This window comes from Arthrobacter sp. DMZ02-1R (assembly GCF_057747935.1).
Genome location: NZ_CM173230.1, coordinates 1,442,570 through 1,457,076 on the forward strand (window position 1 = coordinate 1,442,570; position 14,507 = coordinate 1,457,076).

The 14,507-nt window shown below is 62.1% G+C and carries 10 protein-coding genes and 2 tRNA genes; 9 read left to right on the top strand and 3 right to left on the bottom strand.

The window, feature by feature from the left end; genetic code table 11:
- Positions 1–42: 42 nt before the first annotated feature.
- Positions 43–1,476, bottom strand: a complete 1,434-nt coding sequence (locus AC3ANQ_RS07005) for a zinc-dependent metalloprotease (RefSeq protein WP_488304416.1) — start codon at positions 1,474–1,476, stop codon at positions 43–45.
- A 400-nt stretch (positions 1,477–1,876) separates the two neighbouring features.
- Between AC3ANQ_RS07005 and AC3ANQ_RS07010 the strand changes: the two genes are divergently transcribed.
- From AC3ANQ_RS07010 to AC3ANQ_RS07050, 9 genes are all read left to right on the top strand, one after another.
- On the top strand, positions 1,877–2,905 hold the full coding sequence (locus AC3ANQ_RS07010; RefSeq protein ID WP_488305275.1) for a YlbL family protein: 1,029 nt from the start codon (positions 1,877–1,879) through the stop codon (positions 2,903–2,905).
- Positions 2,906–3,038: 133 nt separating this feature from the next.
- The gene (locus AC3ANQ_RS07015; RefSeq protein ID WP_488304417.1) at positions 3,039–6,029 is read left to right on the top strand and encodes a UPF0182 family membrane protein; all 2,991 of its coding nucleotides are present in this window, start codon (positions 3,039–3,041) and stop codon (positions 6,027–6,029) included.
- A 218-nt stretch (positions 6,030–6,247) separates the two neighbouring features.
- A tRNA-Met gene (locus AC3ANQ_RS07020) sits at positions 6,248–6,321 on the top strand.
- 158 nt (positions 6,322–6,479) lie between these two features.
- Positions 6,480–6,556, top strand: a tRNA-Met gene (locus AC3ANQ_RS07025).
- 357 nt (positions 6,557–6,913) lie between these two features.
- On the top strand, positions 6,914–7,285 hold the full coding sequence (locus tag AC3ANQ_RS07030; RefSeq protein ID WP_488304418.1) for a VOC family protein: 372 nt from the start codon (positions 6,914–6,916) through the stop codon (positions 7,283–7,285).
- Positions 7,286–7,470: 185 nt separating this feature from the next.
- A complete protein-coding gene (locus AC3ANQ_RS07035; protein WP_488304419.1) occupies positions 7,471–8,238 on the top strand; it encodes an electron transfer flavoprotein subunit beta/FixA family protein in 768 nt (255 codons plus the stop codon).
- A 13-nt stretch (positions 8,239–8,251) separates the two neighbouring features.
- Positions 8,252–9,223 carry an electron transfer flavoprotein subunit alpha/FixB family protein gene (locus tag AC3ANQ_RS07040; protein ID WP_488304420.1) on the top strand — a complete coding sequence of 324 codons (972 nt, stop codon included), beginning with the start codon at positions 8,252–8,254 and terminating at the stop codon, positions 9,221–9,223.
- A 90-nt stretch (positions 9,224–9,313) separates the two neighbouring features.
- On the top strand, positions 9,314–10,246 hold the full coding sequence (locus AC3ANQ_RS07045; RefSeq protein WP_488304421.1) for a cytochrome b/b6 domain-containing protein: 933 nt from the start codon (positions 9,314–9,316) through the stop codon (positions 10,244–10,246).
- Between the two features lie 41 nt (positions 10,247–10,287).
- Complete coding sequence (locus AC3ANQ_RS07050; protein ID WP_488304422.1) at positions 10,288–11,424, top strand: acyl-CoA dehydrogenase family protein; 1,137 nt, start codon at positions 10,288–10,290, stop codon at positions 11,422–11,424.
- Between the two features lie 61 nt (positions 11,425–11,485).
- On the opposite strand, the gene AC3ANQ_RS07055 is transcribed toward AC3ANQ_RS07050, so the two are convergent.
- Positions 11,486–12,274 carry a PspA/IM30 family protein gene (locus AC3ANQ_RS07055; protein WP_488304423.1) on the bottom strand — a complete coding sequence of 263 codons (789 nt, stop codon included), beginning with the start codon at positions 12,272–12,274 and terminating at the stop codon, positions 11,486–11,488.
- Between the two features lie 100 nt (positions 12,275–12,374).
- Positions 12,375–14,423: a TPM domain-containing protein gene (locus AC3ANQ_RS07060; RefSeq protein ID WP_488304424.1), complete on the bottom strand. Its 2,049-nt coding sequence runs from the start codon at positions 14,421–14,423 to the stop codon at positions 12,375–12,377.
- Positions 14,424–14,507: the final 84 nt, after the last annotated feature.

The window sequence follows — 14,507 nt, forward strand, 5'->3', positions numbered from 1 at the left end:
GGCGCGGCTCCTTTATGGAGCCGCGCCTTAAGGCAGGGCCGGTTAGGCCTTGGGTCCACCAGGTTCCGGGTTGTCGCCGGAGGTGTCTTCCTCATCAGACTCCTGAGCCTCCGGGCCGCTCTCGTCCGGGGTGTCGTAGCCACCCTCAAGGAGCTTCTGCAGGGCGTCGTCCACCTCGGTATCGCTGGCTTCGGCCAGGCGGCGCCGTTCGGTGAAGCCCGTGGGATCGTCCAGGTCGTGGGCTGTGGGGAGTAAATCGGGGTGCTGCCAGATGGCATCGCGGCCGGCGATTCCACGTTCGTCCTTCAGCGCAGCCCACAACGTCGCGGCCTCGCGCAGGCGCCGCGGGCGCAGTTCCAGTCCCACCAGTGAGGAGAACGCGTGTTCCGCGGGTCCTCCTGTGGCGCGGCGCCGACGCACCGTTTCGCGGAGTGCGACGGCGGAGGGCAGCACTTTCTCGGTGGCAGCGGCGGTTAGTTCGTCCACCCAGCCCTCAACAAGTGCCAAGGCCGTCTCGAGTTTCTCCAGGGCCGCCGCTTGTTCGGGCGTGCGCTCGGGCGTGAACACGCCTTGGGACAAGGCTTCTTGGATGCCCTCGGGATTGCCCGGGTCGAGATCGCGGGCGAGGTCTTCCACACGCGACATGTCAATGTGGATGCCGCGGGCATAGGCCTCGATGGCGCCGAGGAGGTGGCCCCTCAGCCAAGGAACCTGCACGAACAGGCGTGCATGCGCGGCTTCGCGGACGGCGAGGAACAGCCGGACGTCATTCTCCGGGATACTCAGGCCTTCGCCGAATTTGGCCACATTGGCCGGTAGCAAGGCCATTTCGAGATCGGCGAGCGGAACACCGATGTCGGTGGAACTGACCACCTCGGCGGACAGGGCGCCGATGGCCTGGCCAAGCTGCATGCCGAAGATGGCGCCGCCCATGTTCTGCAACATGGAGGAGGTGCCACCCATCATGGCCTTCATTTCTTCCGGCATCTGCTGGGTTAGTGCGTCCGAGAGCGCATTGGCGATGCTGTTCGCCACCGGCTCGGTGAGCCGTTTCCAGGTGGCCAGGGTGGCTTCCACCCATTCGGCGCGGGACCAGGCGCGGCCAATCAGGCCAGTTGCTTGAAGGTCAGTGACCGGATCCAGCCAGAGTTCCGCTAGCCGTAGGGCCTCGTCGACTTCGCGGGCCTGCACGGCATTCACCGACGGATCCGTGCCAGCGGCGGCAACGCGGCGGGCGTTCTCGTGGGCGAGCTGCCAATTGACAGGGCCCTCGGAGGTGGAGCTCATCATGGCCTGCACTTGGGCAAACATTTGCTGCAGCATATTGGGGTCGTTCGGCAGCCCGGCGGCCTTCGCCAATTCGGCGGGGTCGATGTTGCCCATGCCTTGCCCGCCCATCAGGTTCTTCAGCATTTCTGCCAGAGGGTCCTGGGGTGAATCGTCTCCGTTGGACGGGGTGTTGGGGTTGGAGGTCATGGTGCCGCCGATCGTCGATGTGACTGGTGATCACTTTCAAGGTACCGCGATGCCCGGGGGCTGTCTGCCTCAGGAACGCGTCGTTCGCTCTAGGCAAAGCACGTCCGGTGGGCACAGCGTCGTAGGGTGGATCGTTGGTATGTTTACTGGCCTCCACCCTGAGAGGCCGCAACGGTAGCGTCGGGCACGAGTTCCTGCGCGGAGAGGTCTTTCATTGACTAGTTTGCCGAGCCCCGGAGCGTCCGGGGAACCCGGACAGCCTCTCGGCCCCTCCTTCCCGCAAGATGCCCCGACGTCGCATGCCCCTTCCCCGGCGCAGGAAGCTGAGTCGCGGGAGCCGGAGCCGGAACAGCCTCACGCGCCTGAACCGGCGCGACGGCGTGACGGACGGTACTTCGCGATGCTGGTCTCCGGCGCCCTGACCATCGTGTTGGGAGTGGCCGCCGCTGCCCTCCCCGTTCCTTACGTGGTGGAATCGCCGGGGCCAACGTTCAACACCCTGGGCACGGACCACAACAAACCGGTCATTAGCATCACGGGCCATGAGACCTTCCCCGCCAAAGGAAATCTCGACCTGACCACCGTGTACATCAACGGTGGCCCCAACGGGCCAGTGAGCATTTTCGAGGCGTTCCAGGCCTGGTTGGACGGTTCCAAAGCCGTGTACCCCGAAGAATTGCTCTATCCCAAGGGCGTCACCAAGCAGCAATCCGAACAGGAAAGCGCGCTCGCCATGACAACCTCCCAAGAGAATGCGGTTGCCTCTGCGCTCCAGGAAGAGAACATTCCGTACCAGCAGAAACTTGAAGTTGCGGGGTTGTCCGACGGCTCGGCCTCCGCAGGCAAACTCCAAACGGGAGACGTTTTCACCTCGATCAACGGCAAGGCCGTTACGTCCCTCAATGTCGTCCAAACCGCACTGGCCGATGGTGCGGGCGCGCCAGCCGCCGTCGTCGTCGACCGCAAGGGAACTCCGGTGACCGTGAACATTACGCCGGGCAAGAGCTCAAACGGCCGCTACATCCTCGGAGTGATGCTCCAGTACAAGTTCACCTTCCCGTTCGATGTGAAGATCTCCTTGGACCAGGTGGGCGGACCAAGTGCCGGCATGATGTTTGCCCTGGGCATCATCGATAGCATCACTCCCGGCGACCTGACGGGTGGCAAGCATGTGGCCGGCACCGGCACTATTTCGCCCGATGGCACCGTGGGACCTATCGGCGGAATCGCCCAGAAAATGCGGGGAGCCCGTAACGGAGGCGCCACCCTTTTCCTCGCACCGGCAGCCAATTGCGACGAAGTCGTGGGGCATATTCCCGACGGCCTGCAAGTTGTCAAAGTGGAGACCCTGGCGGATGCGAAGTCGGCCGTGGAACGACTCGCCTCTGGACAGGACATGTCCCGTCTTCCGACGTGCTCCAACAACTAGACTGACGGTGGAACTTAGCTCCACCGCCACTCGTGGCACATATGACGGCCTCCGCCATCAGCACCAGGCACCGGGGCCGGCGAACACACGCACTGATGACAATTAACTGACGACCAGCTATGAGGTACCGAGTTTGTCCCGTCCAGCCAGCACCAACCCGCCCGGAAGACCGCCGCTGAGACGGGGTGCCCTGACTCCTACCCTGATCGTCGTGGCGGTCGTAGTGGTGGGATTCATCTTCTTTGCCAATGTGTGGACCGACGTCCTCTGGTATCAGCAGTTGGGCTTCTTCGAAGTGTATTTCCGGGAGAATCTTGCCCGGATCCTCGTCTTCCTGGCCGGCTTCGCCCTGATGTTCGTCGCAGTCTTCTACGCGATCCGCGTCGCTTACCACGCGCGGCCCGTCTATGCCCCTGACTCCGAGGCCAGGGACACCATGAACCGCTACCAGGCGCAGCTTGAACCAGTGCGCCGAGTGGTCATGATCGGCATCCCCGTGCTGTTCGGGCTGTTCGCCGGAAGCGCTGCTGCGAGCCAATGGCAGAAAGTCCTCTTGTTCTTCAACCAGGTGCCGTTCGGCCAGGCTGACCCGCAGTTCGGCCTGGACATCAGCTTCTACCTCATGACTTTGCCGTTCCTTGGGTTCGTCACGGGTTTCCTTATGAGCGTTGTGGTGGTTGCCGGAATCGCCGGGATCCTGACACACTACCTCTACGGCAGCATCAGGCTCATGGAACGCGGCATCTTCACGAGCCGCGCGGCACAGATCCACCTGGCCTTGACCGGCGCCATTTTCCTGCTGCTTCTTGGAGCCAACTTCTGGCTGGACGTCTACAGCACCGTCCAAAACAACGGCGGACACTGGGCGGGCGCCCTTTATACCGATGTCAACGCTGTGATCCCCACCAAGACCATCCTGGCCGTTGCCGCTGGCCTCGTGGCCATCCTCTTCATCGTGGCCGCTGTGATCGGCCGCTGGCGCCTTCCTGTCATCGGCACCGCGATGCTCATTATCACGTCAATCCTCGCAGGTGGCGTCTACCCCTGGGTCATTCAGCAGTTCCAAGTCCGCCCCTCGGAGCAGACACTGGAAAACAAGTACATCGACCGCAACATTGCGATGACCCGGGCAGCCTACGGTTTGGACCAGATCAAGGTTTCCCCTTACAACGCCACGACGGCCGCCAAGAGCGGGGCTCTTGCCAAGGACGCGCAGACGGCTGCCAATATCCGGTTGCTGGACCCGAACCTGGTCTCTTCCGCGTTCTCCCAGTTGGAGCAATACCGTCCGTATTACCAGTTCCCCAAGGCCCTGAACGTTGACAGGTACACGGTGAACGGCAAGACCCAGGACACTGTGATTGCTGTCCGTGAATTGAACCAGGACGGGTTGAACGCCAGCCAACAAACCTGGGTCAACCGGCATATCGTCTACACACACGGTTATGGGGTAGTGGCCGCCAAAGGCAACACATTCACGGTTGACGGCAAGCCCGACTTCCTGCTGTCCGGCATTCCATCCACGGGCACACTCGGCAGCGACACGAGTTACCAGCCCCGTATCTATTTCGGGGAAGATTCGCCGGACTACTCGGTGGTCGGCGCCCCGGACGGTGCCGCGCACCGTGAACAGGACCGTCCTGCCGGCAAGGACACCTCGACCGAAACGCAGTACACGTTCACAGGCAACGGTGGCCCTAATGTGGGTAACTGGTTCAACCGCCTCCTGTACTCCATCAAGTTCCAGTCTTCGGACCTGCTGCTGTCTGATGGCGTCAACGAGAAGTCCCAGATCCTCTATGACCGCACCCCGCGTGAGCGCGTGCAAAAGGTTGCTCCGTACCTGACCGTGGACGGCAGCGCCTATCCCGCAGTGGTGGATGGCCGCGTGAAGTGGATCGTGGACGGTTACACCACCAGCCAGTACTTCCCATATTCGCAGCAGCAGCAGCTCCAGAACGCTACGGCTGACTCGCAGACCACCTCGGGACGTACAGCAGCCTTGCCGAACAGCACCGTCAACTACATCAGGAACTCGGTCAAGGCCACTGTTGATGCCTACGACGGATCGGTGACCCTGTACGCCTGGGATGACCAGGACCCCATCCTGAAGGCCTGGGAAAAGATCTTCCCGACCACCATCAAGCCGTACTCGGAAATGTCGGGACAGCTGATGAGCCACGTTCGTTACCCTGAGGACCTGTTCAAGGTTCAGCGTGAGCTGCTTGGGCGTTACCACGTGACCAATGCGGACAACTTCTACCAGAACAACGATGCGTGGAGCGTTCCGAACGACCCCACGGTCACCGATGCCGTCAAGCAGCCGCCGTTCTACATGTCCCTGCAGATGCCCGACCAGACCAAGCCTGCGTTCCAACTGACGTCATCCTTCATTCCGCAGGTTGTCAACGGGGCCGCTCGGAATATCCTGTACGGCTTCCTGGCAGCAGATTCCGACGCAGGTAGCCAGAAGGGGGTGAAGGCTGACACATACGGGCAGCTGCGCTTGCTTCAGTTGCCCACGGACACCCAAGTCCCGGGACCTGGCCAGGCCCAGAATAAGTTCAACTCCGATCCTGAAGTGTCGCGGGAACTCAACCTGCTGAGACAAGGCGCCTCGGATGTGCTCAACGGCAACCTTTTGACTTTGCCGGTGGGCGGAGGCCTGCTCTATGTTCAGCCGGTGTATCTGAAATCGACGGGTGAGACCTCATATCCGACGCTTCAGAGGGTGCTGGTGGCCTTTGGTGACAAGGTCGGCTTTGCTCCGACGCTCGACGCCGCGTTGAAGATCCTGTTCGGGGGTGACTCCGGGGCTTCGGCTGGGGACTCGGCCAACAACGGCCAGACTCCCACCCCACCGGGGGCCAGCACTCCGCCTGCCGCAGCGGATGCCCAGGCCCAGCTGAAGGCTGCGCTGGATGAAGCCAACAAGGCAATCCAGGACGGCCAGGCCGCTTTGGCCAAGGGTGACTTCGCCGGCTATGGCGCGCAGCAGAACATTCTGTCCGCCGCGCTGAAGAAGGCGCTCGACGCCGAGTCCCGGCTCGGTGTCACGCCGGCGCCTTCCGCCAGCGCGACGCCGTCGCCGACGTCCACGTCGTCGCCATCGCCGAGCAAGTAGGTAGTTCTCCAGCTGGCTGATATCGGCCTAGCCGGGGAGCGTTACAGGACCGGGCCGGCCCACCAGGGCTGGCCCGGTCTTCCTTTTGTTTCGGTGGCCTGACCGCAGTGCTTAGGCCGTTTTGGGGCCGGAGGCGGGCCGCCGGCGGACCGGGAGACGGAAGTCACGTCGTTTGGATTTGGCCTGACATTCACCGGCAGGTAAAGTAGTTCTTGCGACGCGGGGTGGAGCAGTTCGGTAGCTCGCTGGGCTCATAACCCAGAGGTCACAGGTTCAAATCCTGTCCCCGCAACTGGAGAAAAGGATCCGGCACAGTAGAGATACTGTGCCGGATCTTTTTGTTTTCCATCGCTTTCGCGGGGTGGAAAGCGGGGTGTTCCTCAACGTGCCGCAGCCCACACGCGAGTGGTCAGAGGCGCCTACGAATGTGCGGTAGAGTTGATTTTGCGACGCGGGGTGGAGCAGTTCGGTAGCTCGCTGGGCTCATAACCCAGAGGTCACAGGTTCAAATCCTGTCCCCGCAACCAAATACACGAAAGAGTCCGCCCGACAGGGCGGGCTCTTTTGTTTTGCCCTGTTGGCTACGGTCCGGGAGGCCATGCAAGTTGAACCATTCGCAGCGGCTTACACCTAGACGGGTGGAGAACCACACCTACTCGCCCTGGAATTCCAGCCCAACTTCGCCGGAATCGTCGTGGTCGTAGCGTTGTCGGTGCTTGTCAGCGTGGTGGTGGCCGCGCGAAGCCGCAACGCATCCCCCGGACCCTCAGGACGCAGCGCGAACTAGGACACGCTTCAAGCGTTGACAGTCCGGCTCCTGGAGGACAAGACTTGGGCCGAATCGGCCGTTCATCTGACGGAACGGGCCGGCAGGGAGGTTCCTGATGATCAATGCAACGATGGTCGTGGCGACAATTCCGGTCACGGATCTGGAACGGGCGAAGGAATTCTACGGCGGCATCTTAGGGCTGACCTTCCTCTGGGAAACTCCGGTAGGCGTCCGGTACCGTTGCGGGTCGGTCAGTGAGATCTCTGTCTTCAAGCGTCCGCCTACAGCTACCGAGCACACTCTGGCCCACTTCGAAGTGGATGACATCGAGGCCGTGGTCCAGGACCTGGCCGCCAAGGGCGTCGAGTTCCTCGACTACGCGGAGGGCCCCCTTGCCACGACAGGGCACATCGCCCAGCTCGGCCCTGCACGCGGAGCTTGGTTCCGTGACCCCGACGGCAACACTCTCGGCATTCGCCAGGGTTAGGCCGGTCCCTTCCGGATTCTGATACTCACCGCTGGACCGCACGGCGATCCCGGCGTGGGAACCCCAGCTCCCGCAAGAATCAATAGGAGATCCAAGTATTCCTTCCATCGCTGCATGGTAAATACTAGGAGTTCCTAGTATTCTCGATTCCAAGCGTCAGCCATTTGCATCGAGGGAGCTGTTGAATGAAGATCGTCGTGCTCGTCAAACAAGTGCCGGACACAGCGGAAGAACGGAAGCTCGACCTCGCTACGGGTCAGCTCGACCGTGAGTCCGCTGACAGCGTGGTTGATGAAATCAACGAACGCGCCCTTGAGTCAGCTTTGTGCATCAAGGACGCCAACAAGGGCACCGAAGTCGTGGCAATGACCATGGGTCCCGCCGGGGCCTCCCAGGCCCTGCGCAAAGCTCTTTCCATGGGCGCGGATTCAGCGGTACACGTCCTGGATGATTCTCTGGAAGGCGCCGACACGGGCCGCACCGCCGCGACACTAGCGGCCGCCTTGCGGTCCACAGGATTTGACGTGGTGCTGGCCGGCAACGAATCCACGGATGGCCGCGCCGGCGTCGTGCCCGCCATGGTTGCCGAGCACCTCCAGTTGCCTCTGCTGGGATCGTTGATCTCCGCAGAGATCGCGGACAGCGCGGTAAGCGGCGTTCGCCAGGGCGAGGGCGGAACACTTAACGTCCATGCGGAGCTGCCCGCCATCCTCACTGTGACTGAACGCTTCCCGGAAGCCCGGTTTCCCAACTTCAAAGGCATCCTGACTGCGAAGCGCAAACCAGTTGCCACGCTGTCCGTCTCCGAACTCAAAGTCCCGGCAAGCGCGAGCCGCACCGTGGTGGTCTCGACTGTCGAACGGCCAGCGCGCGCAGCCGGAAGAAAACTCATCGATGATGGGACGGCAGCCAATGAGCTGGCTGAGTTCCTCGTTGCGAATCGCCTGGTCTGAGGGAGGAATAGAGATGTTGAACGTTTTGGCACTTATCGAAATTTCCCACCGTGGCGAGATTGCAGCCTCAGCCCGCGGGCTGTTGGTAGCCGCTGCCACGCTGGGCTCGCCAGTCGCCGTCGTGGTCTCATCGGAGCCTCTAGCGGACGACGACGTCGCCCGGCTGGGTGAGCTGGGCGCGGCAAGGATCTACTCGGCTGTGACTCCAGCCGCTAGGACCGTTCTGGTGGCCCCTGCAGTCGATGCGCTGAGCCGGGCGGTTGAGGCTTATGAGCCGGCGGCCGTGCTTACCACGAACACCGCGGATGGCCGCGAAGCCGCCGCCCGGCTTGCCGTGCGGACGGGCGGCAGTGTGCTCGCCGACGTCGTGCAGGTGCGCACTGACAACGGAACCGTTGTCGCCCAGCATTCAGTCTTTGGCGGGGCATACATCGTTGAGTCCGCGGTGGACGGCGGGCTGCCCATCCTCACCATTCGACAGGGTGCGATCGAAGGCCAGGCTCCAGCAACCACTGCGGACGTCAGCGCCGCGGTTGTGGAAGCCACCACCGCGGGTGCCGCTGTCATTGACCGGTTCAACGACGATCCCGTTGTCTCTGCCCGCCCGGAGCTTCGCAGTGCCACAACGGTGGTGTCCGGCGGACGGGGCCTGGGCTCGTCCGAGAACTTTGTGCTGGTTGAACAGTTGGCCGACGCTCTGGGTGCGGCGATCGGCGCGTCAAGGGCCGCCGTCGACGCCGGGTACATCGCCCAGACGGCCCAAGTTGGCCAGACCGGTGTCAGTGTGTCCCCGCAGCTGTACGTTGCTTTGGGAATATCCGGAGCCATCCAGCACCGCGCAGGCATGCAGACCGCCAAGACCATTGTGGCCATCAACAAAGACGAGGACGCGCCCATTTTTGATGTGGCCGACTTCGGAATCGTGGGCGATATTTTCACCGTTGTTCCGAAACTCGTCGAGGCCATCAAAGCCCGATCCAATTGATGGCGTAACAGGCTTTGGCCGCTTCAGCCCAAAGCCTGTTAGCTTGATGCGTCCGTGATTGCAAAGTTCATCCGAGAGGTGTCTGAGAAGATGTCCACCCCAGCGAAAAAGTCGACAGCAGCCAAGAGCAAGTGGTCCCAACCCGTCTGGGTGGTTCCCGGTGTGCTGATCGTGCTTTTGCTCATTGTCTTGGTGGCCAAATGGTTGACTGGCACGTCGAGCGTGCAATCGTTCTTGCACGACTACCCGGGCGCATCCAGCCTCCCGGAGAGCGCTCCTGTAGGTTTCCCGGCCTGGCTCGGGTGGCAGCATTTCCTGAACGTCTTCTTCATGGTCCTCATCGTCCGCTCCGGTTGGCAGGTTCGCACAGCCAAGCGGCCACCGGCCCAATGGACCCGCAACAACACAGGCCTGATCCGGACCAAGAACGCGCCTACCAAGATCAGCTTGGACCTTTGGTTTCACCTGACGCTGGATGCACTGTGGGTGCTGAACGGGATTGTCTTCATCATCGTGATTTTCGCTACCGGGCAATGGATGCGGATCATTCCCACGCGCTGGGATGTGTTCCCGAACGCAATTTCCGCCGCGCTCCAGTACGCATCCTTGAACTGGCCTACGGAGGACGGCTGGGTCAACTACAACGCGCTGCAGTTGCTGACTTACTTCGTCACGGTCTTCATCGCCGCGCCGTTGGCCGTCATCACAGGCCTGCGCACATCCTCGGCCTGGCCGAAGAGTGCCGGCATGGTGAACAAGGTGTATCCCATCGAGCTTGCCCGCGCCGTGCATTTCCCGGTGATGGTGTACTTCGTGCTCTTCACCATCGTGCATGTCACCTTGGTCCTCGCCACCGGGGCGTTGCGCAACCTGAACCACATGTACGGCGGCAGCGACGACATCAACTGGGTTGGCTTCGGCATTTTCGCCGCGTCACTCCTGGTGATTGTGGGCGCGTGGTTCCTCGCCAGGCCGCTGTTCCTTCGTCCGATCGCTTCGCTGATGGGGAAAGTCAGCAAGTAAACCGCTACCAATAGCCGGACAAACCGGGAAAAGGAGTGCCAATGTTTGAGCTCACGGAAGACCAGCAAGCGGTGGTGGAGATGGTGCGCGACTTCGCCAAGACTGCCATTGCCCCGCACGCCGCCGAATGGGACGAGACCAAACACTTCCCGGTGGACGTCCTTCGGGAAGCGGGCACCCTTGGCATGGGAGGCATTTATGTCCGGGAAGAGTTCGGCGGTTCAGGGCTTACGCGCACCGATGCTGCCTTGATCTTTGAGGAACTGTCCAAAGCAGACCCCACCATCGCCGCGTACATTTCCATCCACAACATGGTGGTCTGGATGATCGACGCTTTCGGCAACGATGAGCAGCGGGCCCAATGGGTTCCGCAGCTTGCGTCCATGGAAGCCCTGGGCAGCTATTGCCTCACGGAGCCGGGAGCAGGCTCCGACGCCGCGGCGCTGAGCACCAAAGCAGTGCTCGACGGCGACAGTTACGTTCTTAACGGCACCAAACAGTTCATCTCGGGTGCCGGTGCTTCCAGCATCTATGTGGTCATGGCCCGGACGGCGGACACGGGAAGCCAAGGAATCACAGCAATCGTGGTGCCCGCGGACGCGCCGGGCCTGTCTTTCGGCCCGAACGAAAAGAAGATGGGATGGAATGCGCAGCCCACCCGCCAGGTCATCTTCGAGGACGTACGGGTCCCCGTGGCCAACCGCCTAGGCGAGGAAGGCAGCGGATTCGGCATCGCCATGAAGGGCCTCAATGGGGGCCGCGTCAATATGGGTGCCTGTTCCGTGGGCGGCGGCCAGGCGGCGCTGGACAAGTCCATCGCCTACCTCAAGTCGCGCTCGGCATTTGGTGGGCCACTCATCAACCAGCAATCCCTCTTGTTTGATATCGCCGACATGGACACCGAACTCGAAACTGCCAGGACGCTGATCCTCCGCGCCGCTGACGCCTTGGACCGTGGAGACCCGGACACCGTGAGGTTGTGCGCGATGGCCAAGCGCGTCGCCACGGATGCGGGTTTCAACGTGGCAAACAAGGCCATCCAGCTGCATGGCGGCTACGGATACCTGTCCGAATACGGGCTGGAGAAGATTGCCAGGGACCTGCGTGTCCACCAGATCCTGGAAGGCAGCAATGAAATCATGCGGCTGATCGTCGGGCGGCTTGCCGTCGGGGCCTAAAGCACGCAGCAAGTAAGAATGGCCGGACCTCGATGGAGGTCCGGCCATTCTGTTGGTTGGATCAGAGCTTGTCGAAGTCGGCTTCGTCCACCGTGTCATCTGCCGGAGCGGTAGCGCCTGCGCTGATCGCAGCCTTCGAACCGCCGGACTTCAACGCCGCCAGGCGAGCCTCGATTTCAGTCTGCTCGCCAAGGTCCTCAAGCTGGTTGAACTGTGCGTCCAGGCTGGAAGCTGCAAGCTCCTGCTGGCCGAGTACCTTGGCCTCTTCGCGGCGGATCTTCTCTTCGAAGCGGCCAACCTCGCTGGTGGGGTCCATGATGTCGATGCTCTTGAGGGCGTCGTGCACCTGGGTCTGGGCAGCAACCGTCTTGGAGCGGGCAATCAGCTCATTGCGCTTGCTGGTGAGCTCGTTGAGCTTGCCCTTCATCTGGTCCAGGCCGCTCTTGAGCTTGTCCACGACTTCCGACTGGGAGGAGATGTTGGGCTCGGCGGCCTTGGCTTGGTTCTCGGCCGACATCTGGCGCTGGATGGCCACCTTGGCAAGGTTGTCGAACTTCACGGCGTCGGCCGCGTTACCGGTAGCACGGTACTCGTCCGCCTTGCGGGAGGCTGCAAGGGCTTTGTTGCCCCAGTCCTGGGCGTTCTTAATGTCCTCGTTGTAGTCGGCCTGGAGCATGCGGAGGTTGCCGATGGTCTGCGCCACGGCGGACTCGGCCTCGGCGATGTTGTTCGAGTAGTCGCGGACCATCTGGTCCAGCATCTTCTGCGGGTCCTCAGCTTGGTCGAGCAAGGCATTGATGTTCGCCTTGGCGAGCTGCGCGATCCGCCCGAAAATGGACTGCTTAACCATGGTGTTGCCTTTCGTCCTGCTCAGTGGTGCCCACTGAATCCAGTGATCAGTTCTTGTACCGCTCTACGTGGGGGACTGGCCCCCACCTAGTCTTCGTGAGCTAGAAGCTCCCGTCTCCGCCGCCGTCGCCGCCCCAGCCGCCGCCCCCGTCGCCGCCGAAGAAGCCTCCGCCTCCACCACCGTCGCCGCCGCCGAAGAAACCTCCGCCGCCTCCGTCGTCGTTATTCCCACCGCCCCAGCCGCCTCCGCCGCCGTGGAGGATGGAGTTGATGAGGATGCCGCCTAGAATCGCTCCGCCGAGGCCACCACCACTGCCCCCACCGCCGAACATGCCGCCACGGCCGTAGCCTTGGTTGGCGAAACCGCCGAATTGATCGACGTCGGACTGTGCCAGTTGCGCGGCTTGTGACGCAAGCGCCTGGGCCTGCTGAGCATACGTCAGCGCGGTGACCGGGTCATTGCGGGAAATGGACAGGGCGTAGTCGAGATTCCGTTGGGCTTCGGCCAATCGAGTACGGGCCTCGGGGCCAACGCCGCCGCGCCGCGCCGCGATGTAGTCCGAGGTTGCGCTGATCTGGGACTGAGCAGCCATGATGGTCTGCTGAAGCGAGGCCTGCGCGCGCCGCGCCTGTTCCTGCTGATCGCGGATTCCCGAGAGGGACTGGTCCAAGGCTTGGTGTGCCCTCTCCACCCGGTCCAAGGTGGCGATGGGATCGATCTTGCCGCCTTGGATTTCTGCCTTGACCTGAGCCAGCGCGGCTTCGACTCCGGCCACCGGACCGGCCAGTTCCGGGTGCTCGCCGGACTGGATCATCGCTTTGGCTTGTGCCAGGTCCTGGCTGGTCTCCGCCATCGCACCCTCTAACGAGTTCCGGGCTTCGTCGAGGCTGCCCGCTACCTTGGAAATGGCACCGATCAGCACGTTGGTCTGGTGTAGGCCTTCTTCCGCGGCGCGTACCGCCACTGCGGCAAGGCTGCTTTCACCTGCCGCCAGCTTTTCTTGGGCTGTACTTGTTGCGTTCTGAACGAAGGCAAGGCGGTCCTTGGCCTGCGTGATGTTGTCGCTCACGTGGCCAAGCGCACTGTCTGCGTATTTTTCGCGCAGGCCGTTCAGGGATTCCTCGGCACTGCTGATCTTCGCCTCCGCCTCGTTGGCGCCGGCAGCAACAGCTGCCAAAGCCTGGGGTGCGTTCTTCTCAAGCTCACGCAGGGAGTCGAAATCGGCCTTTTGCTCGCGCAACGACTCAAGGGCGGCCTCCGAGCGTCGGATGATTTCGCCGAGCCAACTACGCTGCTGCTCTTCAGTGTCCGGGATCTGGTCATCGAGCTGTTGCTGCAGCTTGAAAGATTCGGTCATGTGGTTTTTCGCATCCAGCAAGGCCTTGGTGAAGTTCCCGACGGCGGCATCACCGTATTGCGCTTGGGCGAAGCCGAGTTCCTGCTCACTGGACTTGATGGTGTCATCTGCTTCGATGAGCAGCGATCCAGCTTTGCGCCGCAATTCCGCGATACTCAAGGAGGCAAGGGGATCCAGCTGCTCTCCCTGCGGGCCGTAGCTCGCGCTGGATGCCGGGCTCTTCTTGCGGCGGTTGCGGAAGTACAAGTACGTGCCAACGCCCCCAGCCGCAACCACGCCCGCGCCGATGAGTACCGCAGTGCCCGCGCCGGAATTCTGGGTGTCGCCGATGGCCTTGGCGGCATCAATCGCTGCTTGGTCGTAGTTCTTCTTGCCCTGCACAAGGTTTGCTAGGACAGCGTTTTTGAGGATGTCGTCACGCTGGGAATCAGTGATCTTGCTGCCAGGGCCACGCGTGATGTTTACTTTGCCCTCGTCCGTGGCGATGGCCAGCAAGACGTCCGTCGATCCGAAGGACTTCTTCTTTGCCACTGCATTGCCCCAGTCGGTGGGCGTGGCCGGGTTGGTGAAGGTCTTTTCAGTGACGACATACAGATTGAACTGGTGTTCGCTGTAGAGGGACTTGATTGCGTTTTGAACCGCAGTCTTGTCGCGAAGGACGCCGGCGTCGTCAGTGATGTTCTGGCCGGACGGAATAGTCACCGGGTCAGCGGCCCAGGCTGCTGCGGCCGGGAGGGCCAGCATTCCAGCCAGGCCGATGACGGCGAGTACACGTTTCAACATTGACCGCATGTGCAACCCTTCAGCACGTCTGCGATTGGTCCAAGCCGGACCAATCGAAACAGAATGCATCAGCGCCCCCACGCATGGTTGTCA